Source organism: Bradyrhizobium sp. GW821-FHT13H06, assembly GCF_058803975.1.
Genome location: NZ_JBXAPN010000010.1, coordinates 1 through 25244, shown reverse-complemented (window position 1 = coordinate 25244; position 25244 = coordinate 1). Strand labels below are relative to the sequence as shown.

The window sequence follows — 25244 nt, the reverse complement described above, 5'->3', positions numbered from 1 at the left end:
ACCTCAATTGCGAAATCGAATCGGGCGATGCGCCGGGACGTATGGTCCGACCCGAACCGCGCGCCCCACATTCACGCCCGCTTCGCAGATGGTTTCGAGGCGGCGAATTTCATGCTGCAAGGTCTTCACGTCCGACCTGTGCCAAGTCGTCCACATATCGCCGTAGCGCGTTTGCGCCCTCGCCTGCCCGGCCAAGAGCTTGTAGTAAGCCGCGCGCAACGCGGAGAGCATCGCGCACGGATTGTCGACAACGGGAGCGGCGCTCCCGTTGGGTGAGTAGTCAACCATGGTCGTTATGTCCTGTTAGGTCGTCGACGTATCGTCTTCAGGCTTCCAGTCGTCCCGGTTCTTCGGCACCGGATACGGCAGGCCCGCTGCTTCAAGCTGCTCACGCTCGCTCTTGCGCTGGGCCAGAACTTCCTCGAAGTCCAAACCACGTTCGCCTAGTTTCGCTTCGAGCGTAGACAGCCCGTTCTCAATTTCGAGAATGTCGGCCTGCGTAGCCTTCAACGGGTCGGCAACCGGCTTGCCTTCGCCGCGCCAAACCGCGTTGCTGTAGGCGCCGGGGGCCTGCCAGAAAGTAGGCGCACCTTTGGGAAGACGGATGGTGCCTGTCTCGCAAGCCTCTTCCAGCCAGGCGGTAAACGCCGACTGATAGAACGGCTCAACGATTGCCGACCGTCTGCGCTTGTTGATCCGCCAGGGCAGCTCTTGGGCAAGCCGCGATGCGCTGAACGAGGTGTCCGAATAGTTGCCCGAAACATCTTCGTAGCTTGCCCCTGCGGCCTTGGCCGCCTCGCGCACCAAGCTCTTGTCCAGCGCATCATGTACGGTGTTCGGGCTCTGCGGGCGGTGCAGAACGAGTCGATCTCCCTTCATCATATGCGTCACTACGCCCGGCTGAAGGTTGATCTTCACGGTCTCATAGTACGCCGCCTGCGCCTCCGCCCACGCCTCAGGCGACACCCCCGGAGGGGCGGGCATGTCCATGGCGTCGGCAGTTGCAAGTTTCCCTAGAGCGGAATCACGCGGCAAGTCCGATTCCACCGTGGCGGCAATCATTGACTGCACCAACGCGGCGGCTATGCCGAACTCCCGCAGCGTAGATTTCGAATGCGCAGGCGTAAGCGCGGCGGCTAGCGGCGACACGCCGCGAATTTGCCCTGGTACGATCAGGTCAAAGAGGTGCACGATTCGCGTGCGACCCCACGAAGTGCGAGAGCGAAAAAATGTAGCTTGCGGCGCGGAGCTAAAGTTTCCAAGCACAAAGGGCCTGATCCAATACCCCTCAACCCTGCCTCTCTTGTCGAACTGAACGCCCTGCATGATACTGCTACCGCCGTCAGCGGCTCGCGTAATGCTCTGATCGAGTTGCCGGACGTCAAGCATGTTGACTTTGGTGCGGGTGGCCGCACCGGTCCCGCCTAGCCAGTCGAAAGCGAATAGGGTCTCACCCGTAAGCAGCCAGCTCTTGAACGCCGCGACCGCGAGTTGATGCAGCGAATGCCGGCCCGAAGCGTCGCATTCAAAGCCTTCCTTAGCCCACGTAAGCCACGCCGTTTCAATTTGGTGCGAAAGCTCGCCCGCAGCGTCCTTTGAAATGCCAAGCGCCGCGAAGTTCGGGCGTGACGACAGCGTGAGCCCGTTTCCAACAGCGTAGGTCGCGAAGCCCTCGACCAGCGCCGCTATGACCGGATTGGACATGAGGAAGTCGAGCGTAATGGACGAGACTAACGACCGCTCCCGGCTGATCTCGCTCCCAGGCGTACCCCAAAAAGGCTGCCAACCGCCAAGGTGACCGGTCGTGAACGGGTGTGCGTTGTAAGAACGCGCCCAAACGAGCGACGGCTTGCCGTCCGTTCCGTCCATGATCCCGGCCTTGGCTGCTGCCCCCACTTCGAGGGGTGCAAGGGTCGGCTTGGTCAAGGCGCCCTTTGCGACAGCCGCAATCGACCGTGACGGCCGGCTGCCACGCGCCGCACGGGAAGGGCCGCGTCTATTTGCCTTCATCGCGCTTAGCTCCGACGACTTTTGTTGAAGGCCTTCATGCTGCCTTCGATCTCTTTCAGCCGCTCAGCCTTCGGGTCACCTGTGATGTCAACCATGGCAGCGTTTAGGCCGATGGGGCCTTCGCGATCCATGGCGGCTAGATAGGGGTTTGCTGCGGGCGCTTCAGCGAGAATGCTGCGCGCGGTCTCAGCGTCTAGCGCAGAGCCGAGCGCGAGCTTCTGCGCCATTGCCGGATTGCGTCTGCCTTCCGGACTTTCTAGAATTGCCGCGATGCGCAGGCGCTCGCTTGCGATGGCCGCATTTACCTCGCCCGTCACAGCAGGCGGCTTCTTAACTTCACGCATGGTAGTCTACCTCATAGTTGCGAGAGCGCGGCCAAGCGCTTGGCCGACTCGGTGATTGATGGTTTGGATTGAGCAGGTATTGACGACTTGCTGATCGCCGCCTGCACGTATCGATGTTTTGCGATAGCAGTGGCGTAGACCAAGCAGTCGAGAGGTTCGTTACGTCGCACGGTGCGGTGAAACTCGTAGCGCGGGGCGCCTTTGAAAACGCGTGCGCGCAACTGCTCAGAAGCAAGGCCCTCGAAGTAATCTTCGTCGAGATGATCCGGCAACCGGATAAACCCAGGCGACGGGTCCTCAATATTGAGCGCCTTTTGCACAGCAAGCTTGACCGCGTCGACGCCCACAAGCATCAACTTCATATGTCCCTTAAGCCGTCCGCCATAAGCGAGTGGCATTCGGTCGAATCCTTCCTTTCCTTTCACAGGGTACGCAGCTCGCGCCTTGCGGCGTTGCGACAGCACGAACTTCACGACTTGATCGGCATTAAAGCCAGAATCGACGGCCTGAATTAGGACTGGCAACGCGCGCCCGTCTGTCGTCGGGAAGGTAGAGCCCATAGCTGCGTCGAGTTGTTGCCAAACAGCGTCGCCACTAGTGTCCCCAGGCAGCTTAAGGTGATTGAGGACGCTGAACGTCTGATCGGCATGGTGACCCAGGAATGTCACCTCAAGCCGATTGCTCTGAACGTCTACGCCCGCCGAAACGAAACCAAGGCTCGCCGCATAGGGCGGCGCGATCTTCTCGGCACGCTGTTGCAGCTCCGACGATGACAGCTCTACTTCAGTGCCCGCGTCGTATACCTGTGCAAGCGTGGTGTTGTAGAAGGCCTGCTTTTGCTCTGGCGTTACGGCCGCCTCATACTGTTGAGCGACCGACGCCATGGTACTGAAGAGCGACGATAGCTCTGTCAGGTGATAGGAGCGAACGCCCTTCTCACCTGATGCTGTGGCCTGCCACTTCCCGCCTTCTATCATTGAGCGGCGAGCCCGTTCGTCGTGGATAACCCCGCAAGCCTCGCAAACTAGGTGAGCCGTCTCGGGCTTGCCGGGCTCCCATTTGAGATTCTCAAAGGCAAGCGGTTCTGAATGACCGCAGTCGGGACATTTAACGAAGAACTTTCGTTGATCTCCCCGCAGATACCAAGCATTGATGCGGGAGCCGACGCGCGTCGTGGGCGTACTGACGATGATGATCTTTCGGCCCTTGCCTTCGAACGTCTTCGTTCGTTTGACGGCCAGGCCGATGGGATCGCCCTCCGCGCCTGCCGACGTGGCAAACCTGTCTATCTCATCGAGAAACAGAAACTTGATGGCGCGGGCGGCGAGTTCGTCCGCTTTGAAGGACGATGCAAAGCTGAGTTGCCCGCCAGGAAAGCTTTTCGCGGTGACCGAGTTCACACCTCCGCTGCTTCCCTTCCGGGTATCTTGTCCCTTGCCGATCAGCGACCGCAAGGCCGGGGAGGATAGAACCAGTGGGTCCCATCTCTCGCGCACGAACTCTTCCGAACGCCCACCGGTCGGAGACACGTGAAGCATAGGGCCCGGATCGCTTGCGATGCAGTGCCCGAGAATTGCGTTGATGGTGGTCGACTTGCCGGTCTGTGAGGCAAGCATAAGCACGATGGTTTCAACATCGTCGTCAGCAACGGCGTCGATTGGCTCGCGCTGGTATGGTGCGAGACGCAACGGCCCCGGCAATGCGTTGGCACTGGCGGGCAGAATGATCTGACTTTCGGCGAAGGTGGTAGGCGCGACAATCGGAGGCGGCGCAAGCGCGCGCAACCATGCTCGCGCTAGGTCGTGATCGATCATTGCGGAATGTCCCGTTAGCTCAGCGCCTCGATGTCGAGCGCCTCGAAGAATTTCTCATCGTTCGCAAGTTCGCCAAGCACGGTTCGTGCTTCAGCCTCGATGGCCCGCGCGATCTCGCGCGCATCGGTCTTTCCCACCAACCTGTCAGCGACCCGAAGTCCTAGCGCAAGGAAGGCGGTGCGGACGTCTGCCAATATGCGGATGCCGGTGTCCGTAACGTCCTGTCGGTCTATCAGTCGACCAGCAAGTTTTTCGTTTTGAAGACGGAACTTCTCAGCGCGATACAGCTCCGTTTGCGCTCTGGCGTCTGCATAAGCGGAGCTGGCGCCCCCGCCCTCACCTCTGCCGCTCGCGTTGTGGCCTAACACCTTATCGCTGTCGGCTACGGCGCGCACAGTCTCGACGGCCTTAGAGAAGTCAGCCGCGCATTCCTGTTCGGTCATGTCGGCCGCAATGAGTGCGCGTCGTACGGTCGCTTGGTTCAAGCCCGTTTCGTCAGCGATCTTGCTGATTGTGCCCTTTGGTCGGCCCATGTCGGTTCTCTGCTATCGATTTTTGTACCGTTTCGAATGAAAAGATTGCGGCAGCGGCCCGCTCGGCCCGATGGAGGGGTGCCCGCAGGGGACCCAAGTTTCGGGAGGGCGCATTGTGCGGCTCGCAGGCACTACCTTTTGCCGCGTGATGGTCCCCACGTGGCGCACGGCTGCGTCTTCCGCGTGACACGTGGGGTCATGAAGGCCGTGCATCGCGAGCGTCATGCGCTCGGCTGCCGCCTTGGAATTGATGCACGCCAACGCTCAACGCGGGCCATGTCCTGCAAACCCGTGCTGTGGCGTTGGCGTGCGAGCCGCCTCTGCGCTGCGACGACACGTCCTTGAGGTCTCGGCAAAGTCGTGGCGCTTCCCGCGCGCTGGGCGGTGTCGGTGATGAGTGAGCTATTCGCCCGTGTCGGCAGGCGGTGTGTACGGCAGACCTTCAGACAGAAGCTGCTTCTGAATCTCTTGCAACAACCGCTGAGATAGTTGCTTCTCTGCTTCCTTCTGCCAGGCGACGCGCGCCGCAGCTCTGTCCTGCCCCATCGCAGTCGACGGCATTTCGGCGTACACACCCTTGATGGGCAAGCGCGCCTTGCTCTTGCGGAAGGCTACGAAACGGGCGCCATTAGCCATTCGGACTACGAACGCATTGGCGATGTTTAGGCTGGCCGAACCGCCTCCCGTTAGTCGGTGAGTGCTGGCTCTTAGGCCGCCTGCACCAACACTCGCGCCCTTGGTCTCTAAGATGCCAATACGGAGCTTGGTAGCGGTAAAGCTCGCGCTCAGGTCCGTTTGAGTCGTGCGCCGCAATTTCGTCACGCCCGGCTTGATCCGCGCGACCGAGACGCCCGCGTCCTTCGCGATGATGCCGAGCGCTACTTTGCGGGCGGCCGTCGCGGATTTGTCGACGGCGCGGCGAATGGCATTTCGGATGCCGTGCGCGGATAGTTGGGAGGCCCATGCTTCGAGCTTGCTTCCGTCAAGCTTAACTTCAAGGCCCATGGCCTATCACTCCTGTTGCGGAATGCCCGTTCAAGGTCTAGCTCGCCCCGCACTCGCTGTTCTCGCGCGCGATGCGCGACCTCGAATCCGGTCGTTGCTAGGCGCGCAAAGGGTGAGTCAGTCATCGTCGGGCTCGCTCGGCCGCTCGCAGCCAAAGCTCTTGGTGCCGTCCCCCGCACGCAAATAGTTCACGCCAGTAGTGTTCCACGAGCCCGGAACGCTGTCGGGTGCGCAGGTAGAGCGCCCCTGTCCGATGCAGCTTGCGAACAAAGCCGCGAGCGTCTCCAGAGCGTCGGCCTGACGTTTGGCTGCGTTCGCGGCGCGTCGCTGGACGGTAAGGCTCTCTTCAGCCAGATCGGCTTGCCGCTCGAAGGCTCGCACGATGCGAATCCGTTCTTCCGCGCGCAACATTTCGAGGTCGATTGTAACCGTGTCGGACTCAGCGTCGCGGCGACGCAGCGCTTCCGCCAGCCCGGCCTTCACCGGGTCAACATGCTCCATTTGGCGATCCTTCAGAAAAAACAAAGCGGGTTGCCGCGCGGACGGCTGGGGACTAACCGACCGCGCGGCTACGAAAGGTAGAGGCCGCGACCCGCGAGGCGGCCCCTCATAAGCCGATGATACCAGCGCACAATTTGCGCAATTCTGGTAAGCGATTGGATATAAAAGCGTTTGAGAACGCTGCAAAGTGATTTAGGGAGGGACACACTTGGCCTTCGACCCACTGTCGGACTCCACTCGCAAATATCGCACCTCTCTAGTTGCGGTGGCATCGTCGCTGCTTGCAGTACAGATATTTCGCGTCAAAATTACCGAACTGCCTGTCGCTGGTATAAAAATCGAACTGATTGATCAACTCATCCCCGTCGCGCTCACCCTTTCACTCATCTATTTTGTTATTTCATTCGGCGTTTGCTTGGCGGATGACATAATCAATTTTCAGGGCTCTATCTTTATCGACGAACGCGTGAAGAAGTCTGTTGAGAACATTAAGAGCGGAGAGCAGCTCTTGGCGAAGTACCTCTTAGACATCTTGCAAAGGTACCTTCAAAAGGATGACGCAAAAGCCATCGCCGATGAGCTAGGTGGCTACATGTTTGTAGTTAGTCCGGACCCCGAACAGCGCATTGTTGAACGTGGAGTCGAACTGCTGAAGCCGCACGGGAAAAATATAGTTCTTGCTGACACTATACGGGCTGAACTGATCGAGAATATCAGACGCAGTTATCGAGCCGCTCGACGCGATCATCCCCTTGTCAGCCCAATTGGCGAAGTTGATTGGTCATTAAGGTCCTACTATTATTTTCGACTGTTTCGAATCTACGCACTGGAAGCGGCGTTCCCGTTCGTCCTTGCCGCCTTCGCTTTTGCTGCCCGCATGTCTGGCGATGTTAACGGTGCGCTTCAGCGATTATTGTCGGTCGTTTAGCGATCCAACTGTTGGCCTCAATCCTTACCGCTTCGCTGCCCCTAACTACCCTGGGATTCGGGTTCGGCAGCCCTCGCGGACTTCTCTCGCTCTGCCGTTCCGGCAAGCTGGTTGGAATCAGCGTGCTCGGGCCACGGTGCGGCGGCCTGCCCTGCGGAGCTATCAACTGTAGCTCGGGTTCAGAGGCGGGCTTCCCATGCGCTGGGAAGCATAGCGGGTGCTCTTTAACGCCGTTGCCCGCGCGGCTTGGAAGCGGTGAGGATTGCGGTCCCCATACGGTATTAACGCCCCAGCGGGGCGCTCCGTGACAGCCGGGAGCCAGAAATCTTCACGATGACCGACTGACGCCCGACCGGCTGACACAGCCTGAAAGGGTGTTCGCCATGCGGAACACCCGGTTCGCTGTCCGTTCGCCAAAATGCCTCTACGGAGAACAGAGGACTTCGCTTTCCCATGATGCTCGGAGCTTTAGGCCTTCAGTCATCCAGCCCGTCGGCATAACGATCACGACCCTCGTGCCGTCTCCCTTCTAGGGAAGGGAGAGACGTGCACGGTTGATGGGAAAATCAGTGCACGGTTGGTGCACGGTTGTTGCACGGTCGGGCTAAGTGACTGATAGTCTTATAGAACAACCGTGCATCCGACCGTGCACGAACCGTGCAGCATGACCGTGCACCGAACCGTGCATCAACCGTGCACGGTGCATGGCTGCACGGTGGGCTGCACGGTTACTAAGCGAGAAGCTAAAAATGACTGACGAACAGACAGCGCCGCCTTCCGATCCGGACACGATGCCGTTTGCCGAGTTCCTCCAAACCGTTCCGCCCGGACAAACGCGACTCGTTACGGGCGTCGGAGCGCCAGGATTCAGCAAGGCGTCAAAGGGCTTGGAGTTCTATATCCAGCTCAAGGCGCCCCCGCTGCTGATCCATTGCGAGCAGTGCGGCGGCGAACGAACGTTTCGAGGGAAAGAAGAAGAAATACAGCTACGAGACGTGGCTAGCGTTTATCTCGGCTACGAATGTTCGAATTGCCGGTGGTTCCGAAAAACCTTTTCTCTGCATCTTCGGATGCTTCCGACGCCCGCTAAAGCGGCGGAGGTGTACAAATATGGCGAGATGCCTCCCTTCGGAGTGCCGGTCCCAAATCGCCTCTTGAAGATGCTCGGAAAGCAGCGAGATAATTTCCTGAAGGGGCGACGCTGTGAGAACCAAGGACTTGGCATCGGCGCGTTTGCGTACTATCGCCGAGTCGTGGAGAGCCAGAAGAATGAAATTCTTGATGAAATGATTGCGGTCTCGCGAAAGCAGGGTGCATTGGCTGAAACAATCGGTGCCCTGGAGGAAGCGAAGAGCGAGATTCAATTCAGCAAGGCAGTATCGTCCGTGAAACTCGGCCTACCTGACTCAATCTTGATAAATACCCATAATCCACTCACTCTGCTTCACTCGGCTCTAAGTGCTGGCGTGCACGAACATACGGACGAACGATGCCTCGAACTCGCGCAAGCCGTTCGGCTCGTTCTTGTCGAACTCGCCGAACGTCTTAGCCAAGCGCTAAAGAATGAAGCGGAACTGAACTCCGCCGTTTCACGGTTACTCAAAGCAAGGGAGGCCTCAGACTAAGCGGTACTCCGTCCGCCTATTGTCTCCCGACTTAACGACCTCACCGCCATCAACCAACTTACTCAACAGCCGCGTGACCACCGTGGGGTCTTTAATCTCGTCTAGTCCTCGCCGCTTGCGATCAATGTTGAGCGCGTCAAGGACCGTCTTCTTCGACAATCCGATCTCACCGACCCTATCGCCCGTAGCGGTCGCAATGGCTTCAACACGCTCAGTGAAAACACGCAGCGTCGCCGAGAGCTTATCGGCCGGGCTGTCAGTCGACGGCGGCACTTGAGCGTCCTCCGTGTCATCGACAGCCAGGTCTAGGACCGGCAAATCGTCGGCCAGGACCACGCTGATCTCCTCCCCATCCTCATCAACTCCGACCGCATGAGACCGAAGCTGATATCTGAAGTTCACCTTGGCCGGATTGCCGATGCGATACTTTGAACCTGCCTTGATCGTGCCAAGTCCACGGCCGTCCTTTGCGATCTCAATGACTGTGTCGACATTCGCCTGAAGCGCTCCGCTCCCACGCACTCCCTCGCCTGACTTGGTGGGGTGGGCAAGTGCAGTCACGTTGGCGCCGGTCGCGGCCACAATGCGTTGCATCGCCGCCGTGTAGATACCGGCGTCCTTCGCGTCGTTATCGTTGCCCGGCATGATGCTCTGAGCCAACGTATCGATGACGATCATAGCGACAGGCAACCCGTAGTGCGCTGTGGCCATGTTGGCGACCTTGATTAGGTCCCGTTCGTCTTGCGTCGGTTTGCCAGACGGATCGTAAAGGCGGCACGGCCCCCGATAGACAACGAATGCGCCGTTAGACAGATCGCGCCCGGCCTTTTCCATCCTGTCGCACCACGTGGCAACACGTCGCTCAACGTCCTGTGAATTTTCGAGCGCGACATAGACCACGACACCCTTCGCGACCTTTCGGCCGCGCCAATCAAAACCGTGCCCGACGTGCAAGCCGATGTCCGAAAAGACAGCCGTCTTTCCGGTGCCCCACAAGCCCGTGGCTACAGAGGTCGTTCCCCGCGCCACGAAGTATTTGACGCACCAATCGAGTGCATCAAGGACAATGCCTCTCAGGCTTTCGATATAGGTGAAGCGCGACCCGAGACGGCTCGCTTTGCTGTCAGACTGAACGTCTTCACGGCTTTCGTCCTCGTCGACGACAGCCCCGAACGCCTCCCCGGTCGACGACTTGCTGAGCCCTTGGTTCTTAAGCCACTCTCGCGCGGTCTGCCGGTTGTCGTATTCACCGGAACGCGGCTTGCCGTCGACGAACTCGCCCGCGCCGTCCCACCCCGAAAAGAAGGACGCGAGATGCTCCACCGGCATTTCGGGCCACTCGCGCATAACGTGACGCGCGGCCTTGAAGCGGTTGTCAGAACAGTCGGCGCTCGGATCGCTGTAGAGCGATCTGAACTCGCTGTTCTCCGTTTGCAGCCTGTCAAAATCGTAGTCTCCGAGCGGCGTGCAGAGTTCTTCCCAATCCGGCAACTCTGCTTGGTCGAGCTGCTTGACGACATCGCGCTCTTTGGAAACGGGAATGTCTTCACTAACGTCCGAAGACGAAGCGCCGATCAGCTCGACGATGTAATCAGGCAAAGGCGGTATGCTGCCGTTGGTATACGCCTCGACAAACGCCCGGAGCGCAGCCTGATCGCCATAGCGCTTGCCGTCCTCACGGACGGACCCAGGCCCCACGAACTGACCGCCCCGGCCGCGCACGTCGCAGCCGTACAGCCTTTTGAGCGCGCCAGCGCTATTGGTGAAGGCGTTGTCGGGATCGCTGAAGATGTAATGCTTCCCACCTGACTGCGTGGTGATGACTTGCACACCTTCAGGCACGCCGCCGTGTTCCTCGAACAGCTTTGTGATCAGCTCGGGGCCATTGAACTTGATATCGGCATCAATCACGACCAGGCGTGCGGGCCCGCATGCGATGGAAGGAACGGCATCCCAATTCGGGGCACGCCACATGCGCTTGACGATCTCGGGATCGGTCGTCGCACCGACGAACACGGTGAGCGACTTGTTTCCCTCTTCGCGCGCTTGTTCGATGGCCGCTTCGCGATCCTCGGGGCTAATCTCAGTATCGCGGCGATTGTAGAGCTTTACGAGTGGGACCTTGCCGCTCGAAGGGAACACGGGAATGCCGTTGCGCGCGAGGAACATCGCGTTGTGCTTGTTCTGCACGCGTCTAGCGTCATCCCGATTGGCCGGGAAGGCAACGATCTTTGATGCGGACGAGTCGGCCACTTAGACCTCTTCCAACTCTGTAAATTCCAGTTCTGCGTCTTCGGCGCCAGCGGCGTGCAACGTGACGCGGAGCGCGGACATATTGTCGGCACTGATAAATAGCTTATCGTCATGCAGCACTGCGGGGACAATCACTGTCAGCTCTTCGCCGTCGCGTCCTGTCAGCCTCGCCGTCGCAACGCCTCGTTTCGGTGATGACATGATCTAAGCCCCTGCTCGACTGACCGGCATTTCGAATGTAAGCCGCAGCGTCAGCCGCCCGCGCTCCACCAGCTTGCGAACATGCGCCTCACTCAGTCCCAGCGATGCCGCGATCTCAGCGCTTGTCGCCCCTTCGCCTGCCTGAAACAGTGCGTGTGCCGTGCGCTCAGGCATTCGGCTTATTGCCTCGACGACTTGGCTCGCTTCCAACTTCGCATGAGAGTCGTGGACATCGGGGGATTCGTCGTATTCCTTGACGCCATCGCGCTCCGAGCTGTCGCGATCTTCGATCCGCGGTAGATCGGCGTGAAGCACCTCGCGCTTGCGGGTGCGGCCAAGCTTGCGGTTGTAGTCGTGAAGCAAATTGCGCATGAGCGCGTAAAGCCAGCCAGCGACGGAGCCGCCGCAGAATTGGTCGTGGCGTTCGATAGCGTGAACGCACGTTGCCTGTAGCAGGTCCTGAGCTGCATCATTGCTATTCGGCTGTCGGGCGCACAGTCCGCGAGCGGCAGTGCGGAGAACGGGCTGACAGCGGATAAGCTCAGCGTCGAAATGCTGTCGGGTGATGGATGACATGTGTGACATCTCGTAATGTGTTGCCTTCACCGCCGCGCGACGTGCCGCCTCTCGCTGAGAGACGTCACGACGCCACGGCGGTATGGCTTGTTCACTTCCGGTAGGTGGGCGATTCGCTCAGCGAGCAACTGGCGGGCACAAAGCTCGCGGCGGGGCTGCTCTCCGTGATCCCGACCCGGGCACGCCAGGGCTCGCTAGGTTCGCGATTTTCGGGCAGGCGCCCCAGTAGGGTCACAGCAACTTCGTGCAGCGTCACCTCTTCCGAGGGTCGGTCGAAGAGCGCCGCGATGGACGCGGGAGCCTGTCGACGGTCATTTCGAAAGGTCTCTAGCCATTCGCGCGGCGTGACCGCGTGTTCGCCGCTGCCGATCTTGGCGGGCATCGGCAGAAAGCCTGCATCGAGACGAAGCAGCTTTTCGAGCTTCGCAAGACGGGCGGCGCTCATTGGGCGGCCCCTTCATTGGCGAGGACGGCGGCAATCCTGCTGGACCGGTAGCGACGCGAGCGACCCAGCTTGAAGCCGCTTCCGACGGCGGAGCGACCGGCAGGGGAATAGAGCCAGGCTCGGCTCACCCTGAGCGCGGTGCATACCTCGTCGACGGTCAGGGCAGCTTCACCCGCGAGGGCGGCCGGGCTGCGTTTGTCGACGTGACGTTCGGAAAAGGACGGCCGAGTAACGGCCGGTTGGGACAACATGGCAAAGTTCTCCTGTTCTCGCGCCGCCGGGCGTCGCGAGTTCTTATGGTGAATGGGCGATAAATTCGGCGCCGCTTTACCCCTCCCCCTCGGAGGATGGCCGGTGCGTGTTGGCGCCTACAAACCGTTAAAGCTCAAGACGGGAGGTTCCGTCGATTTTTTCGCCACGCCAAATGAAGATTATTTTTGGGAAGCCAAGGCGGCCTTGGACGACGACAGACAGCCGACGCTGCCCCCTGGAAAAGTTTCCCCACGGTTTCCCACGTCCGGTTTTCGGGGAGAGCAACAGGCGCTAAGTAATTGATTTTATTGGCGCGCTCGGAAGGATTCGAACCTCCGACCCTCGGAATCGAAATCCGATGCTCTATCCAGCTGAGCTACGAGCGCCCTGGCCCGGGCACCGGGCCACCGAGATTCGCCAGACCGCGCCGGTGACGGACCAGCACACCGGACGGCGTTCGGATTGGTTCGAATTAGCAGAGAGCCCGGCCAATAAAAAGCCCTTCCGGCCTGGATCGAGGCGGGTCGGAGGCGCTGTCACCAAGTCGTGTTGAAGAGACCGAAATGCGGCTGCTGAGCGACCTGCATCATCGGCCGGCCGGGCTGCGGCGCCGGATGCGTCCTGACGATCTTGCGCTTGGGTTGAGGAGCCGGCACAGGAGAAGCTTGAGCCTGAGCGATCTGAGATTGACTGGCGATCTGAGATTGAGTGGCCCCTGCCTTCTTGGCGGCGGCGGTATTGGTCCTCGGCTCCGGCGTGAACTGGGCGAAGGTCTCGCGTACCCGCGTCTTGGCCGAGATCTCGGCCAATGCCGGCGAGACGTCGTCCTGTACCGGTGGCTGGGGAGCCGCAACAGCGGCAGTCTTCACCGCAGGTGCGGCAATCGTCGGCTCGCTGGTGTCGAGCACGACGCGCTCTGGCAGGTGCCGATTGGACCGGATTCGGATCAGGGGCTGCTCGTTGCCCGCGGTCGCGACGGCTTGAGCTACGGGCGCCGCCGGGAAAACGAAATCCGCCGCGAACAGCAGTGCGAGCAAGGCTCCACCGACAAAAATGAAATACCTAAAGATGGGCATTGGCCGCGCTCCGCCCCCCGCATCCCCGCGTGGGCTCTCCGCCTCAACAGGCGATCTCTCAATTGGTTCCTGACCCAGCCATTTGGTTCAAATGGCGATGCATAGTTTCTTGGCCAAGGTCCGCGTAGAGTAACTTTTCCGCTACCGGAACGTGCCGCCTTTAAGCGCGGCGCGCTGCGACCAGCGAACATTTCGCCTGATCGGCATTCACGCTAACGAAGCCGACGGGGATACGCGCAAAGGTCTTGCGGCTCTTCATGCTGACTGCATCCGCCAGCACCCGGCTACGGTTGGTCAGATGACTGCCGTCGCGCCGCGTAAACGCGCAGACGATCTCGACATCCTTTACGGCATAGTCATTGTCGTTTCGCAGCGTCAACGTCACCAGGGCTTTGGAGCCAAGGCCGCCACGGCGCCAGGTCTGCGATGAGATCCTGAGCCGACTGAGTTCCGCCGTCGCAGGTGCCGGAGCTTCGGACGCCGACGACACCACCGCGGACGCATCGCCCGAAGGAGCCGACTCAACAGCCGCCAGCTCCGGCCTCGCCGCCTCAGCACTGTTGCCTTTGGAAAGGGGCAGCAGCATCCAGATGCCGCAGCCGCCGATGATTGCCGCCAGCAGCCACAGAAGACCACGGCCAAACGAGACGCTCGCGATCGTTACGGCCCGCGCCAATCGTTCGCCGGTTCCGGCGAAGCGCCCCAATCCGATCCGGTCGAGCCTGGCACTCATGGTTGCAGCACCGATCGCAGCCGAGCGCCATGAACGATGGACTGGGCCGCTGCTACCTTAATCCGGGCGACGAATTAAGGTTCCCGCACGTGATGCGAGTCGGCATGGACGGTGGCGACCACCGGCCGAGGCCGCTAACATGCGCCGCAGCATCGGAAGACCCCGTTGGGAGAATATGAAATGCCAATCGCCGTCACCTGGGATCACGTCCATCTCCGCAGTCCCGATCCAGAGGCCACGGCGGCCTGGCTGCGCGACATCCTTGGTGGCGAGATCGTGCGCGCCCCCGGACGGATCGACGTGAACCTCGGCGGAGCCAGGATCTTCATCGCACCGCTCGAGGGCGACAACGCCGTCAACCCGCCGCCCCCGCATCCGCATCAGGGTCTCGACCATTTTGGCCTGACGGTGAAGGACATCGACGCCGTCGCCGCCGAGATCAAGGCCAAGGGCGTCGCCTTCACGCGCGAGCCGACGACCATTCGGCCCGGCGTGCGCATCTGCTTCATCCGCGGTCCCGAAGGCATCTCCATCGAGCTGCTCGAGCGCGACAAGAAGTACACCTGACGCGGCGCCGGCCGCCTCAGGCATGCCACCGGGACGACGTGAGCCCGCGTGGGGCTAAGTCATGCTACCGGGCATAAAGCAGCGGATGGTGACGCCCATGTAGCCGTAGATCGGCCAGACCATGGTGCGCCCCACCCGATTCGGCTCCGAGATCACGGCCTCCTCGGGCACATCGATCCAGACGAGTTCCTGCTGCTGGCCGTCGAGCGCGTAGCCGTGGCGCGGGACGCGGACGCGATAGTGCCCGTCCTTGCTGTCCCAGTCGGAGTCCGAGAGCGCCGAACCGTCGGCATCGGAGCAGCAAGGCCCCTTGCCGCTGCGCAGACTGTCGAACCATGCTTTCAATTCGGCATTGGTGTTGACGAACTGCCCGCGGTCGCGTGCGTGCCCAAAGGGGGCTGCCAGCGCAAGCAAGGCCAAGGCGCACGCCAGGCTTGTCAGGCTTCGCCGGCGTATCGCACTGCCAATCCGCCGTTGTTCGCTTTTGCAATTCGTGGGACGCGCACCGTACAGACGCGGCTCATCACCGCCGGAATCGATCCAGTTGGTCACGTTCGTCTTGCTCCAGCACCCCGCGGCCAGTGCAACAATGATTATGCATTTCGCGGGCCAACTCCGATTCGTAACGGCGAGCCCCCGCTTCACCATCAGAGCGTCATGACGGCATCAGCACAAGCCGGGACAATTACGGCTCGCCGCTGCAGGCTTCCGCGAGCGGTCGGCAAACTGCCGCGTTGCGCGAGGGGATCGGCTTTGGCATAAAAGCCGGACCGGTGACGCCATTGGGCGATGGCGGCCGGCCCACGGGACGTTATGAAGAACGGCCTCTATTCAATTCACGTGACCCTGCTCGATGGTCGAGTCGGCAAGGGCAGCGGTGTGATTCTTTTCCGCGACGGCAAGATTCTTGGCGGCGATGCCTACCTCTATTACACCGGCAGTTATACGGTGAAGAACAACAACACCTTCAAAGGCGAGGTGCTGGTGCAACGGCACACTTCGCCTCGGGGCGACGACAATCCGCTGTTCGGCGGCCCTGCCCCGGTCGGCATCGGCGTCAGCGGTACCTACACGGACACGCGCGCGGAGATGACGGGCACAGCGCTGGTCGGCAAGGCCAGCCTGATTTTCGGCGCCACCCTGCACAAGCTCGCAGAGGTCGATTAGCTATTCCGCAGCCTGCTCGAGCGGCGCCACGCGCGGCAGGATGATCTGGATACGTGTGCCGCCGCCAGGCTCGGAATCGAGATCGAGCCGTCCGCCGAGCCGATTCGTAACGATGCTGTAGACGATGTGCAGCCCAAGGCCGGTGCCGCCCTGGTCGCGCCGCGTCGTGAAGAACGGATCGAAGGCACGGCGGCGGACGTCGAGCGACATGCCGCAGCCATTGTCGGAGAAGATGATCTCGACATTGTCCTTGCCGGATTCGCGCACCTGGATCTCGATCGTCCCCGGCCGGCCGTCCGGGAAGGCGTGCGCCACCGAATTGAGAAACAGGTTGGTCAGCACCTGGCCGTACGGGCCGGGATAGCTGTTCATGGTCAGGTCCGGCTGGCACTCGACGTTGAGCGTCAGATTGTGCTTGCGCAGGCCCGGCCGCAGGCTCATCACCACCTGCTCGGTGAGGTCGCCGAGATCGAAAGTACGCTGGTCCGAATAGTTGCGGTCCGCTGCGACCTGCTTGAACGACTGGATCAGCTCGGCGGCACGGTTGAGATTGGAGACGAGCTGCGAGGACGCATCGCGGCTGGTGTTGAGGAAGTCGTTGAGGGTGGAGCGGCGCAGCTCGCCGCGCTCGACTTCGGCGGTGAACATCGCGGTCTTGCGCTCCAGCGCGGAGGCGACCGTGAGGCTGATGCCGACGGGATTGTTGACCTCGTGGGCGACACCGGCGACCAGGCGCCCGAGCGCGGCGAGCTTCTCCGCCTCGATCAACGAGGCCTGGGTTTCGCGCAGATTGCGCAACGCGGTTTCGGCGGCTTCCTTGGCCTTGCGCATTTCCTGCTCGCCGCGCTTGCGCTCGCCGATGTCGAGCGCGACGGTCACGATCCGCTCGATCTCGCCCTCGGCATCGAGCAGCGGCAGCTTGTTGACCAGCCATTGCCGCATGTTGCCTGCCGCGTCCTTGTATTCCTCCTCGTAGAAGCCGAGCCCCTTGCGGAGCTTGAGCACCCTCTTGTCGCTCTCGTCGGACTTGGCCGCGCCATAGCGCGACATCAGATCGGCCGTGGTGCGGCCGAGCGCATCGCCGGGCTCGATGCCGAAGATTCCCGCCATGTAACGGTTCATCAGCACGTAGCGCAGCTCGCGGTCCTTGACGTTGATCACCGCGGGCACGGTGTCGATGACCTGCTGGAGCAGGCGCCGGCCTTCGGCGATGGCGTCCTCCGCGCGCTTCTGGTCGGTGATGTCGCGCAGCGTACCCTCGTAGCGGACGATGTTGCCCTGCTCATCCCGCACGCCCGTGGCGCTGTCGGAGAGCCAGAGGATGTTGCCGTTGCGCTGGCGCACCTGGTACTCGAACTCGCGCACCATGCCGTCGCGCGCCATCAACCGCTGGTATTCGGCACGCGCCTCGGGATGGACGTAGATCGTGTGGGCGATGTCGTTGATGCTGTCGATCAGCTGCTGCGGGCTGTCATAGCCCATCATCCGCGCCAGCGCCGGATTGGCATTGAGGAGGTCGCCGGCCGGCGTCGTCACATAGATGCCGTCGACCGAGCCCTCGAACAGTTTCCGGTAGCTCTCTTCCGCGAGGCGCTGTTCGGTGAGCGCGTGTACCGCCGCCTCGCGCGCCGTGTCGGCCTCCTCCAGCGCGCGGCGGAACACTTCGGCCGCCCGCGCGATGTCGCCGATCTCATTGTCGAGCTCGGCGGACGGGATCGAGGTGTCTTTCCGGCCGGCCGCCAGCGCGCGGATGGATCGCGCGATCTGGGCGAGTGGACGCACCGTCCTGCGTACGACGAACAACGCAGCGGCAATGCCGATCAGCACGCCGATCGTACCGAGCACGATGCTCTGCCACCGTGCCTCAGTCAGGGTGCGGGCAAAGTCGCGCGACAGCACGTGGCCGCGCCTTGCACTGACCTCGCGCAGCAATTCGGTGACGCGGCCGATCAATCGGCCCTCGGTGCCCAGCACCTCGCGATCGATGTCGGCGATCTGCCGTTCGCGGACGGCGACGGCCATGATGGCCTCGGCATAGTCGTTCACCGCCGACTTCAGCGTGGCTTCGCCAATATCAAGCGCCCGCATCCCCTGCGCGGCTTGCTCGGCCGCGGACGGGTTGCGCGCGAGCAGCCCGACCGCGATCCGGCTCTGCGCCTCGGACAGGCGGGATGCAAGCTCGCGGTCCGCAGTGCCTGCGACGGCCGCATCGAACCGTTCGCGCAGCGGCGGCAGGCCGGCGAGCAGCTGGGCGCGGCGGTCGATCAGGGTCGAGATCCGCTCCAGACCGTTGCGATAGGTCGCAAGCCGCTCGGTGACCCCGTCGATCATATCCTGCTGTTCGGGCGCGAGCTCGATGCGGGTCTTCTTCAGGATGTCGCTCAGGGTCGAGGCCGCCTCGCCCACCTGCTGGAACTGGATGCCGGCGCCGGGGTCTGTGACGAAGTCTCGCGCGGCGACGCGCAGCTCGTTCATGCGGCGATCGATGTCCTCGGCGAGATCTCCGACGCTCTGGAGCCGTTGCAGCTCGGCGAATGTCGTGTCGATGTGCCGGATCGCGATCACGCTCGCGGTCGAGGTGACGATGATCACCGCCAGCATCAACAGAAAACTGCCGAAGGTGAGCTGGCCGATGGAGAGCGAAAATGTTCGCCTTTTCTCAGGGGGCGGCGTCAATTCGGCGGACATTGCTGGTTTGAGGACCGGGCTGCTGGAGACCCAATATACGACGTATTGCCGCCCGGGGGGAACATGCCTCGGGGCGCGGAATATCCTTAATTAATATCGGGGCCTGTTGCCCTCTTCAGCCTCGGTCCTATGACAGTTTGACGCTGGCTGCCCTGCGGGCCGGGATGGTCATGGCGGCGACACCGAGGACGACGCAGGCAAGGCCGATCCAGGCGGTCCGGCTCAGGGCTTCACCCAGGAAGGCGACGCTGATGGGAACGCGGAGAACGCCGAGCTTACTTCGTCGAGCGTCGAAGTGTTCTAGCCGACAGCCCCCACCTCGAACACCTCGCCGTCATAGCCGGCTTCGCGGGGGATGCGAAGCTGGCGGCCGGTTTCGGTTTTGGTCATGACCGGCATCACCGTGACGATGGACAGGCCGCGGGCGTGCTCCAGCGCCGCGCTCACATTTGGCTGCTTGGCGAGCCGGATCAGGTTGCGCGTGGTCGGGAACGGCAGCTTGAAGCGGCCGCTCTCACCGCCCTCCACCGCTTCGCGCGGCGAGACCCATATCGAATCCGTGGACTCGCGGCCGTCGTGGGCGCCGAGCTGGTCGGGCGGAGCTGCCGCGAGGAAGAACCACGTGTCGAACCGCTTGGGCATGCCCTCCGGCGTGATCCAGTGCGCGTAGGGCACGAGCGTGTCGAGCGCGAGCTGGAGGCCATTGACGGCGAGAATGTCGAGAAAGCCGATCTTGTGCTCGTTGAGCGCGACCCGGTGTGCGTCAGCGATCTCGCCAGCGCGCTTGGCATCGACCGGCGCGCCCGTCTCCTTCGAGCGCGCCAGCAGGATGCCGCTCTCTTCAAAAGTCTCGCGGATCGCGGCGATACGAAATCCGCGGTCCGCTTCGCTGAGCCCCTCGCCGCCGGAATACAGGTCCGAGCGCGCGACGATCTCCTTGTCGCCGGCATCGACGCTGCCGCCGGGAAACACCAGCGCGCCCGAGTTGAACTCGATCTGATGATGGCGGACCATCATGAAGACCTCGACTTCCTGTGCGGCACCGTCGCGCAGCAGGAGGATCGTCGACGCGGGGCGCGATGCTGATGTTTCGGCCATTCGACTAGCCTGCGGCGCTGGATTGGGGGCCGAGATTGGCGCGCTTGTCGACACGGGCCACGCGCGACAGCAGGTACTCGACTTCAGCCTTCGCCGCCGCCGTGATGGTGGCGCTGGGCTTGCGCTGGGCGCTGGAAGCGATGACGCCGCGCTTCTGCAGCACGTATTTGCGCACGGCAAGGCCGGCGCCCGGTTGTTGCTCGTAGCGGATCAGCGGCAGATGCGCGTCGAACAGATCGTGCGCGGCGTCGCGCTTGCCTTGCTTCGACAGGCGCACGACATCGATCAGAAGCTCGGGGAAGGCGTAGCCGGTCATGGCGCCATCGGCGCCGCGCTCCATCTCGAAATCCAGGAAGAGCCCGCCATTGCCGCAGAGGATCGAGAGCGGCCGCAGCGAACCGTCCTTCTGGAAGTTGCGCAGCGCCGAGATCTTCTCCAGGCCCGGCCAGTCCTCGTGCTTGAGCATCACGCAGTTCGGATTGTCCATGACGATCTTGCGGATCACCGCGGGCGTGAACACCACCGAGAGGGTCAGCGGATAGTCCTGGAGCACCCAGGGCACGTCAGGGCCGATCGCCTCGGCCGCCTGCTTGAAATAGCCGATAATCTGATCGTCGGTGCGCAAGCTGGGCGGCGGCGCGATCATCACGCCGGCCGCGCCCGCATCCATCGAGGCCTTCGCCAGCGAGCGCATGGTGGCAAAGCCCGGCGCGGAGACGCCGACGATCACCTGCATCTTCTTGGCGCGCTTGACGAAGCGCACCGCCACCTGCTCGGCCTCGGCGGCGTCGAGCTTCGGGGCTTCGCCCATGATGCCGAGCACCGTGACGCCGTCGCAGCCGACCTCCTCGTAGAAATCGGTCAGGCGGTCGATCGAGCGCTCGTCGATCCGGCCGTCGTCGTGGAACGGCGTCGGCGCGATTGCGAAGGTGCCCTTGGCGTCGGCGGTCAGTCTCATCGTCTTTCCTTGTCTCTTTCTATCGTCATTCCGGGATGGCCCGCAGGGCCAGGCCCGGAATCCATAACCCCGGCTGGTGGTTATGGATTCCGGGCTCGCGACTACGTCGCGCCCCGGAATGACAGCGTGGCTAAAACCGCCGCGCCCCCATCTTGATCTGCTCCTCGGAGAAGAAGATCTCCTTGGCATGATCGGCGATGTCCCGGGCGTTCCAGCCCGTGTGCGGCGGTTTCCAGCCTTCCATTTCCATCATCCGCATTTCGCGCACGCCGCGGGGCCCGGACACGCCCAGCACCTTGCCGGTCTGGTCGCCCGACAAGTCGCTGACCATGTATAGCACGGCCGGCGCGATGCCGTCCGGCCCCAGCGCCGCGCCGGGGTTCTCCTTATAGCGGGGCAGGTCTGCGGTCATGCGGGTCAGGGCCCCCGGGGCCAGCGTCCAGACCCGGATATTGTACTTGCGGCCCTCGATGGCCAGCACGTTGGACAGGCCCCAGATGCCGCCCTTGGCCGCGCCGTAGTTGCTTTGGCCGAAATTGCCGATCAGCCCTGATGTCGAGGAGGTGTTGACGATCACGCCGCCGCCGTTTTCCCGCATCCAGCGAAACACCGGCAGGGTGCAACAAAAGGTGCCCTTCAGGTGCACCTTGATGACCTTGTCCCAATCGGCCTCGGAGGCCTTGGCGAAGGTCTGGTCGCGCAAAATGCCGGCGTTGTTGACCAGGATGTCGGCGCGGCCGAAATGCTTGATGGCGTCGTCGAACACCGACTGGCCACCTTCCATGGTGGAAATGTCTGCGCCGTTCGCGACCGCCTTGCCGCCCTCGGCCTTGATCGCGTCCACGACCTGCTGCGCCATCGACTTGTCGGCGCCGGAGCCGTCGCGTGGCCCGCCGAGATCGTTGACGACGACCGAGGCCCCTTCCCGCGCGAACAATCTCGCGTAGGCCTCACCGAGCCCCCCGCCCGCGCCGGTGATCAGCGCAACCTTGCCGTCGAGCAATCCCATGGTGGCTTCTCCCTGTTTGTCTTTCTTTCACCTCTCCCCGCTTGCGGGGAGAGGTCGGAAATCAAGCACAGCTTGATTTCAGGGTGAGGGGGAGCCTCCGCGAACTCGACTGTCACCGTCCCTGCGGAGACTCCCCCTCACCCCACCCTCTCCCCGCAAGCGGGGAGAGGGAGTGAGACGCCGGTGCCCGCCTAACCCAGCACCGTCTTGCCGTTCTTGATCACGGTGACGCCGCGCGACTTCACCTTGGCCTCGAACGAGATCACGTTGCCGTCCTTCCAGAGGTCCATGGTCACGGTCTCGCCGGGATAGACCGGCGAGGAGAACCGCGCGACGTGCTGGCGGAACGCGCTTGCGTCGTAGTCGGCATAGGTCTGGAGCACGCCGCGGCAGGTGATGCCGTAGGTGCACATGCCGTGCAGGATCGGGCGCGGGAAGCCGGCCTTCTTCGCGAATTCCGGATCGGAGTGCAGCGGGTTGCGGTCGCCGCAAAGGCGGTAGACCAGCGCCTGGTCCGGACGCGTCGTGATGTCCATGGTCTTGTCGGGGCTGCGCGATGGGATCTTGTGCGGATCGGGTTGGGTCAGGTTCGGCCCGCCGAACCCGCCGTCGCCACGCGCAAAGCGCGATGCGACCAGCGTCGCCAGCTTCTCGCCCTTCTCGTTCTTCAGCACGGTCTGGTGAACGATGACGACGCCCTTGTCCTTGCCCTTGTCGTAGACCTCGAGCACGGAGGAATCGGCCGTGATGTTGGCGGCGACCGGCAGCGGCTGGTGGAAGGTGATGTCGCGCTCGCCATCCACCACCATCACGCGGTTGAGATTCATCTCGCCCGGCCCCGAACCCCAGGCCGCGACGGAGGCGAAGGTCGGCACCACCTTCAGCGGCCGCGGCGTCAGCGTGCCCTCGTTGACGAAGGCCAGTTCCTTCTCGTCCATGGGATCGGCGCCGAGGCCGATGCCGTAGGCGTAAAGCATCACCTCGCGATCGGTGTAGGCGTATTTCTGGTCGATGTTCTTCAGGCCTTTGAGTTCTTCGTATCTGGCGGACATTCTCTGGTTTCCTCCCGGCGTTTCTTCGGCGGGCGGCGGCGCCTATTGATGCGCCCTCTCCCCTTGTGGGAGAGGGCCAGATGCTGCCCGCAACAAACTCATCTGGGTGAGGGGTTGGCTCCGCATCGAAAGCTTCCTCCGGGGAGCGATACCCCTCATCCGGCGCTTCGCGCCACCTTCTCCCGCAAGGGGAGAAGGGAACTAAGCCGGCGTGAAGAACGGCAGCGGCGCGCCGTCGGTCGGCTTGAACACCACTTTCACCTTCTGGCCGATCTTCAGCTGCTCCAGATCGCAGTCGACGAAATTGGTTTGCACCGACGGCCCCTCCTTCAGCGTGACATAGCCGATCGCGTAAGGACCGGTCGGCGACTTCCGCATCAGGCTCCAGGTGTAGATCGTGCCCTCGCCCGACGCCTCCTCCCACACCGTCTTGTCGGAGTAGCAGAACGGGCAGATCGAGCGCGGGAAGTAGTGCGCCTCACCACAGGCGGTGCAGCGCTTGATCATGAACTTGCCCTGCTTCGCCGCGTCCCAGAACGCTGCGGTTTCCGGGTTCGTCACCGGCGCCGGATATTTCTTTGCATCTACCATCACACGCGCTCCAGAATGGCGGTCGAGGCGGCGTGGCGCACGCCCAAAAGGCCGCCAGTGCCGTGGGCGATGGCGAGATCGCAATTCGGAACCTGCACCTTCGGATGCGCCTCGCCACGCAGCTGCCGCACGGCCTCGAGGATCTTGGTCATGCCGCCGCGGTTGACCGGATGGTTGCTGCAGAGGCCGCCGCCGTCGGTGTTGAACGGCAGCTTGCCGACGCCCGAGATGAGGTTGCCGTCGGCGACGAACTTGCCGCCCTCGCCCTTCTTGCAGAAGCCGAGATCTTCCAGCTGCATCAGGACAGTGATCGTGAAACTGTCGTAGATCGAGGCGTATTTGATGTCCTTCGGCGTGATGCCGGCTTCCTCGAACGCGCGCGGACCGGACCACACACCGGCGGAATAAGTGAGGTCGAGATCCTTGCCGCCGCGCGGACCCTTCATCGCCTCGCCATGGCCGATCAGGCGCACCAGAGGCTTCTTCAGGCTCTTGGCGATCTCGGGCGTCGTCACGATCAGCGCGCCGCCGCCGTCGGAGACGACGCAGCAATCCATGCGATGCAAGGGATCGGAGATCATCGGCGAGTTCAGCACGTCCTCGACGGTGACGACGTCCTTGAGCATCGCATGCGGATTGTATTGCGCGTGGTGCGATGCCGCGACCTTGATCCAGGCGAGTTGCTCCGAAGTGGTGCCATAGTCGTGCATATGGCGCATGGCACACATGCCGTAGGCATTGTGGGTGGTCGCGCCGTAGGCCGTCTCGAAATCGACCTCGGCGCCCGCCGCGCGCGGCGGCATCGCCCCGGTGCGCGGCTTGCCGGCCAACGTAATCAGCGCGATCGAGCATTTGCCCGCCGCGATCGCCTCGGCGGCGTGACCGAGATGGATGATGTAGGAACAGCCGCCGGTCTCGGTGGAATCGACGTGACGAAGCTTCCTGGTGTTCAGGCCGAGATAATCGACCATCGGCCAGGCGCCGCCGGGCGCGTCGCCCGCGCAGAAATAGGCGTCGATGTCGTCCTTGCTGATCCCGGCATCCTCGATCGCGCCCTTGGCGACCTCGGCGTGGAGCTGGGCGGTGGATTTGTCCGGCGCATGCCGGGTCGGGTGTTCGTAGATCCCGGCAATGTAGGCCTTGCCCTTGATGGTCAAACTTCAGGTCTCCGCTTGCGCTTCTTCTTGCTCGTTTTTTCTGAACCGCGATGGCCTGATTGGCAAGCGTGGAAATATTCCGTCGCGCGAGAGGGCAGCGGGTTGGCGCAAGTGGGGGCGATGTCTCCTGTCCCGGACGCGCTGCAACGCCCTTGCGTTGCTGCGCAGAGCCGGGACCCATGCGGTCGCGCACGTCGTTGCGACGTGGGCCCCGGCTCTGCAGCGCACCGCCAAGAGCGCTGCGCTGCGTCCGGGGCACGAGAGGGCGTTTTGCAGACACACCCCCGCATCCTCGCGGCGCGTTTTGCCCGAGCTTTGCTTCCGTCTGGCTCCCTCTCGAAACAAAGGGCGCAGGGAAGACCGGGTGCCGGCCGGGCACCCACGGTCCGCTGTGCGCGAAATGCGCGAAGAACAAATGCACAGCGGCATACAGGTGAAGCCGAACATCCGGCCTTCCCTGCGCAGTGGCTTTACGGCTTATGTCGTGCTCTCCCCGGGGAGCGATGCACTATTGCCCCCGTCGCCTTGCGAGCGATCGCAAGACTTGACGTACAGACCCCGGACGTCAGGACCACACGACTTGCCGTCAAGGCCGTTTTTCCCGGTGTTTTCGCTTGGTTCCAGCGGCTGGGCCCCAATAGGCCCTAGTCTCAGTACAGCG

At 62.5% G+C, this 25244-nt stretch carries 26 protein-coding genes, 1 tRNA gene and 1 pseudogene; 5 read left to right on the top strand and 23 right to left on the bottom strand.

What is annotated here, in order from left to right; genetic code table 11:
* Positions 1 to 3: 3 nt before the first annotated feature.
* From AC1RQP_RS31835 to AC1RQP_RS31805, 7 genes are all read right to left on the bottom strand, one after another.
* Positions 4 to 288: a hypothetical protein gene (locus AC1RQP_RS31835; RefSeq protein WP_492940873.1), complete on the bottom strand. Its 285-nt coding sequence runs from the start codon at positions 286 to 288 to the stop codon at positions 4 to 6.
* Positions 289 to 303: 15 nt separating this feature from the next.
* Complete coding sequence (locus AC1RQP_RS31830; protein ID WP_492940871.1) at positions 304 to 1926, bottom strand: phage portal protein; 1623 nt, start codon at positions 1924 to 1926, stop codon at positions 304 to 306.
* Between the two features lie 89 nt (positions 1927 to 2015).
* Positions 2016 to 2354: a hypothetical protein gene (locus AC1RQP_RS31825; protein WP_492940869.1), complete on the bottom strand. Its 339-nt coding sequence runs from the start codon at positions 2352 to 2354 to the stop codon at positions 2016 to 2018.
* Between the two features lie 11 nt (positions 2355 to 2365).
* Positions 2366 to 4168: a phage terminase large subunit family protein gene (locus tag AC1RQP_RS31820; protein WP_492940867.1), complete on the bottom strand. Its 1803-nt coding sequence runs from the start codon at positions 4166 to 4168 to the stop codon at positions 2366 to 2368.
* Between the two features lie 14 nt (positions 4169 to 4182).
* The gene (locus tag AC1RQP_RS31815; protein ID WP_492940865.1) at positions 4183 to 4701 is read right to left on the bottom strand and encodes a hypothetical protein; all 519 of its coding nucleotides are present in this window, start codon (positions 4699 to 4701) and stop codon (positions 4183 to 4185) included.
* A gap of 402 nt (positions 4702 to 5103) precedes the next feature.
* Positions 5104 to 5706, bottom strand: a complete 603-nt coding sequence (locus tag AC1RQP_RS31810; RefSeq protein ID WP_492940863.1) for a phage tail protein — start codon at positions 5704 to 5706, stop codon at positions 5104 to 5106.
* A gap of 117 nt (positions 5707 to 5823) precedes the next feature.
* Positions 5824 to 6207, bottom strand: a complete 384-nt coding sequence (locus AC1RQP_RS31805) for a hypothetical protein (protein ID WP_492940861.1) — start codon at positions 6205 to 6207, stop codon at positions 5824 to 5826.
* A gap of 208 nt (positions 6208 to 6415) precedes the next feature.
* Between AC1RQP_RS31805 and AC1RQP_RS31800 the strand changes: the two genes are divergently transcribed.
* Positions 6416 to 7135 carry a hypothetical protein gene (locus AC1RQP_RS31800; protein WP_492940859.1) on the top strand — a complete coding sequence of 240 codons (720 nt, stop codon included), beginning with the start codon at positions 6416 to 6418 and terminating at the stop codon, positions 7133 to 7135.
* A gap of 749 nt (positions 7136 to 7884) precedes the next feature.
* Complete coding sequence (locus AC1RQP_RS31795; RefSeq protein WP_492940857.1) at positions 7885 to 8760, top strand: hypothetical protein; 876 nt, start codon at positions 7885 to 7887, stop codon at positions 8758 to 8760.
* Here AC1RQP_RS31795 and AC1RQP_RS31790 read toward each other — a convergent pair.
* From AC1RQP_RS31790 to AC1RQP_RS31775, 4 genes are all read right to left on the bottom strand, one after another.
* Positions 8752 to 11013 carry an AAA family ATPase gene (locus AC1RQP_RS31790; protein WP_492940855.1) on the bottom strand — a complete coding sequence of 754 codons (2262 nt, stop codon included), beginning with the start codon at positions 11011 to 11013 and terminating at the stop codon, positions 8752 to 8754. The genes AC1RQP_RS31795 and AC1RQP_RS31790 overlap by 9 nt on opposite strands.
* Entirely contained in the window at positions 11014 to 11214 is a 201-nt protein-coding gene (locus AC1RQP_RS31785) for a hypothetical protein (RefSeq protein ID WP_492940853.1), read from the bottom strand. It lies immediately after the preceding gene.
* Positions 11215 to 11217: 3 nt separating this feature from the next.
* Positions 11218 to 11790, bottom strand: a complete 573-nt coding sequence (locus tag AC1RQP_RS31780; protein WP_492940851.1) for an RNA polymerase sigma factor — start codon at positions 11788 to 11790, stop codon at positions 11218 to 11220.
* 91 nt (positions 11791 to 11881) lie between these two features.
* The gene (locus AC1RQP_RS31775) at positions 11882 to 12235 is read right to left on the bottom strand and encodes a hypothetical protein (RefSeq protein WP_492940849.1); all 354 of its coding nucleotides are present in this window, start codon (positions 12233 to 12235) and stop codon (positions 11882 to 11884) included.
* A 303-nt stretch (positions 12236 to 12538) separates the two neighbouring features.
* On the opposite strand from AC1RQP_RS31775, the gene AC1RQP_RS31770 reads away from it, so the two are divergent.
* Positions 12539 to 12790 carry a hypothetical protein gene (locus AC1RQP_RS31770; RefSeq protein WP_492940847.1) on the top strand — a complete coding sequence of 84 codons (252 nt, stop codon included), beginning with the start codon at positions 12539 to 12541 and terminating at the stop codon, positions 12788 to 12790.
* Between the two features lie 6 nt (positions 12791 to 12796).
* Here AC1RQP_RS31770 and AC1RQP_RS31765 read toward each other — a convergent pair.
* The 3 genes from AC1RQP_RS31765 to AC1RQP_RS31755 all read right to left on the bottom strand — a co-directional run bounded on the left by AC1RQP_RS31765 (position 12797) and on the right by AC1RQP_RS31755 (position 14296).
* Positions 12797 to 12873, bottom strand: a tRNA-Arg gene (locus AC1RQP_RS31765).
* Between the two features lie 150 nt (positions 12874 to 13023).
* On the bottom strand, positions 13024 to 13563 hold the full coding sequence (locus AC1RQP_RS31760; RefSeq protein WP_492940845.1) for a hypothetical protein: 540 nt from the start codon (positions 13561 to 13563) through the stop codon (positions 13024 to 13026).
* Between the two features lie 160 nt (positions 13564 to 13723).
* Positions 13724 to 14296: a hypothetical protein gene (locus AC1RQP_RS31755; protein WP_492940843.1), complete on the bottom strand. Its 573-nt coding sequence runs from the start codon at positions 14294 to 14296 to the stop codon at positions 13724 to 13726.
* 180 nt (positions 14297 to 14476) lie between these two features.
* On the opposite strand from AC1RQP_RS31755, the gene AC1RQP_RS31750 reads away from it, so the two are divergent.
* Positions 14477 to 14863, top strand: a complete 387-nt coding sequence (locus AC1RQP_RS31750; protein WP_492940841.1) for a VOC family protein — start codon at positions 14477 to 14479, stop codon at positions 14861 to 14863.
* A gap of 54 nt (positions 14864 to 14917) precedes the next feature.
* Here the strand turns inward: AC1RQP_RS31750 and AC1RQP_RS31745 are convergent, their stop codons facing one another.
* Positions 14918 to 15415: a hypothetical protein gene (locus AC1RQP_RS31745; RefSeq protein ID WP_492940839.1), complete on the bottom strand. Its 498-nt coding sequence runs from the start codon at positions 15413 to 15415 to the stop codon at positions 14918 to 14920.
* A gap of 261 nt (positions 15416 to 15676) precedes the next feature.
* Here AC1RQP_RS31745 and AC1RQP_RS31740 point away from each other — a divergent pair, with 261 nt between their 5' ends.
* On the top strand, positions 15677 to 16030 hold the full coding sequence (locus AC1RQP_RS31740) for a GrlR family regulatory protein (RefSeq protein WP_028178611.1): 354 nt from the start codon (positions 15677 to 15679) through the stop codon (positions 16028 to 16030).
* Here AC1RQP_RS31740 and AC1RQP_RS31735 read toward each other — a convergent pair whose 3' ends face one another.
* The 8 genes and pseudogenes from AC1RQP_RS31735 to AC1RQP_RS31700 form a co-directional block, all read right to left on the bottom strand.
* Positions 16031 to 18718 carry a PAS domain S-box protein gene (locus tag AC1RQP_RS31735; protein WP_492940837.1) on the bottom strand — a complete coding sequence of 896 codons (2688 nt, stop codon included), beginning with the start codon at positions 18716 to 18718 and terminating at the stop codon, positions 16031 to 16033. It lies immediately after the preceding gene.
* A gap of 127 nt (positions 18719 to 18845) precedes the next feature.
* Positions 18846 to 18983 (bottom strand): annotated as a pseudogene (locus tag AC1RQP_RS31730) (EamA/RhaT family transporter); the annotation flags it as partial.
* Between the two features lie 35 nt (positions 18984 to 19018).
* Positions 19019 to 19816, bottom strand: coding sequence for an NUDIX hydrolase (locus tag AC1RQP_RS31725; RefSeq protein WP_239624370.1), 798 nt, complete (start codon positions 19814 to 19816; stop codon positions 19019 to 19021).
* 4 nt (positions 19817 to 19820) lie between these two features.
* On the bottom strand, positions 19821 to 20774 hold the full coding sequence (locus AC1RQP_RS31720; protein WP_492940835.1) for a dihydrodipicolinate synthase family protein: 954 nt from the start codon (positions 20772 to 20774) through the stop codon (positions 19821 to 19823).
* 130 nt (positions 20775 to 20904) lie between these two features.
* Positions 20905 to 21783 carry an SDR family oxidoreductase gene (locus AC1RQP_RS31715; RefSeq protein WP_492940833.1) on the bottom strand — a complete coding sequence of 293 codons (879 nt, stop codon included), beginning with the start codon at positions 21781 to 21783 and terminating at the stop codon, positions 20905 to 20907.
* Positions 21784 to 21974: 191 nt separating this feature from the next.
* Entirely contained in the window at positions 21975 to 22835 is an 861-nt protein-coding gene (locus AC1RQP_RS31710) for a MaoC family dehydratase (RefSeq protein WP_492940831.1), read from the bottom strand.
* Between the two features lie 201 nt (positions 22836 to 23036).
* The gene (locus AC1RQP_RS31705) at positions 23037 to 23426 is read right to left on the bottom strand and encodes a Zn-ribbon domain-containing OB-fold protein (RefSeq protein WP_492940829.1); all 390 of its coding nucleotides are present in this window, start codon (positions 23424 to 23426) and stop codon (positions 23037 to 23039) included.
* Positions 23426 to 24583, bottom strand: a complete 1158-nt coding sequence (locus tag AC1RQP_RS31700) for a thiolase family protein (RefSeq protein WP_492940827.1) — start codon at positions 24581 to 24583, stop codon at positions 23426 to 23428. The genes AC1RQP_RS31705 and AC1RQP_RS31700 overlap by 1 nt, the downstream gene beginning before the upstream one ends.
* Positions 24584 to 25244: the final 661 nt, after the last annotated feature.

Coding starts and splice junctions, on each gene's coding strand:
- AC1RQP_RS31795 (WP_492940857.1), top strand. CDS start 7,885: ATGACTGACGAACAGACAGCGCCGCCTTCCGATCCGGACACGATGCCG.
- AC1RQP_RS31825 (WP_492940869.1), bottom strand. CDS start 2,354: ATGCGTGAAGTTAAGAAGCCGCCTGCTGTGACGGGCGAGGTAAATGCG.
- AC1RQP_RS31710 (WP_492940831.1), bottom strand. CDS start 22,835: ATGTCCGCCAGATACGAAGAACTCAAAGGCCTGAAGAACATCGACCAG.
- AC1RQP_RS31785 (WP_492940853.1), bottom strand. CDS start 11,214: ATGTCATCACCGAAACGAGGCGTTGCGACGGCGAGGCTGACAGGACGC.
- AC1RQP_RS31755 (WP_492940843.1), bottom strand. CDS start 14,296: ATGAGTGCCAGGCTCGACCGGATCGGATTGGGGCGCTTCGCCGGAACC.
- AC1RQP_RS31770 (WP_492940847.1), top strand. CDS start 12,539: ATGGGCGATAAATTCGGCGCCGCTTTACCCCTCCCCCTCGGAGGATGG.
- AC1RQP_RS31780 (WP_492940851.1), bottom strand. CDS start 11,790: ATGTCATCCATCACCCGACAGCATTTCGACGCTGAGCTTATCCGCTGT.
- AC1RQP_RS31720 (WP_492940835.1), bottom strand. CDS start 20,774: ATGAGACTGACCGCCGACGCCAAGGGCACCTTCGCAATCGCGCCGACG.
- AC1RQP_RS31810 (WP_492940863.1), bottom strand. CDS start 5,706: ATGGGCCTTGAAGTTAAGCTTGACGGAAGCAAGCTCGAAGCATGGGCC.
- AC1RQP_RS31760 (WP_492940845.1), bottom strand. CDS start 13,563: ATGCCCATCTTTAGGTATTTCATTTTTGTCGGTGGAGCCTTGCTCGCA.
- AC1RQP_RS31740 (WP_028178611.1), top strand. CDS start 15,677: ATGAAGAACGGCCTCTATTCAATTCACGTGACCCTGCTCGATGGTCGA.
- AC1RQP_RS31805 (WP_492940861.1), bottom strand. CDS start 6,207: ATGGAGCATGTTGACCCGGTGAAGGCCGGGCTGGCGGAAGCGCTGCGT.
- AC1RQP_RS31775 (WP_492940849.1), bottom strand. CDS start 12,235: ATGAGCGCCGCCCGTCTTGCGAAGCTCGAAAAGCTGCTTCGTCTCGAT.
- AC1RQP_RS31705 (WP_492940829.1), bottom strand. CDS start 23,426: ATGGTAGATGCAAAGAAATATCCGGCGCCGGTGACGAACCCGGAAACC.
- AC1RQP_RS31815 (WP_492940865.1), bottom strand. CDS start 4,701: ATGGGCCGACCAAAGGGCACAATCAGCAAGATCGCTGACGAAACGGGC.
- AC1RQP_RS31725 (WP_239624370.1), bottom strand. CDS start 19,816: ATGGCCGAAACATCAGCATCGCGCCCCGCGTCGACGATCCTCCTGCTG.
- AC1RQP_RS31735 (WP_492940837.1), bottom strand. CDS start 18,718: ATGTCCGCCGAATTGACGCCGCCCCCTGAGAAAAGGCGAACATTTTCG.
- AC1RQP_RS31820 (WP_492940867.1), bottom strand. CDS start 4,168: ATGATCGATCACGACCTAGCGCGAGCATGGTTGCGCGCGCTTGCGCCG.
- AC1RQP_RS31835 (WP_492940873.1), bottom strand. CDS start 288: ATGGTTGACTACTCACCCAACGGGAGCGCCGCTCCCGTTGTCGACAAT.
- AC1RQP_RS31715 (WP_492940833.1), bottom strand. CDS start 21,783: ATGGGATTGCTCGACGGCAAGGTTGCGCTGATCACCGGCGCGGGCGGG.
- AC1RQP_RS31750 (WP_492940841.1), top strand. CDS start 14,477: ATGCCAATCGCCGTCACCTGGGATCACGTCCATCTCCGCAGTCCCGAT.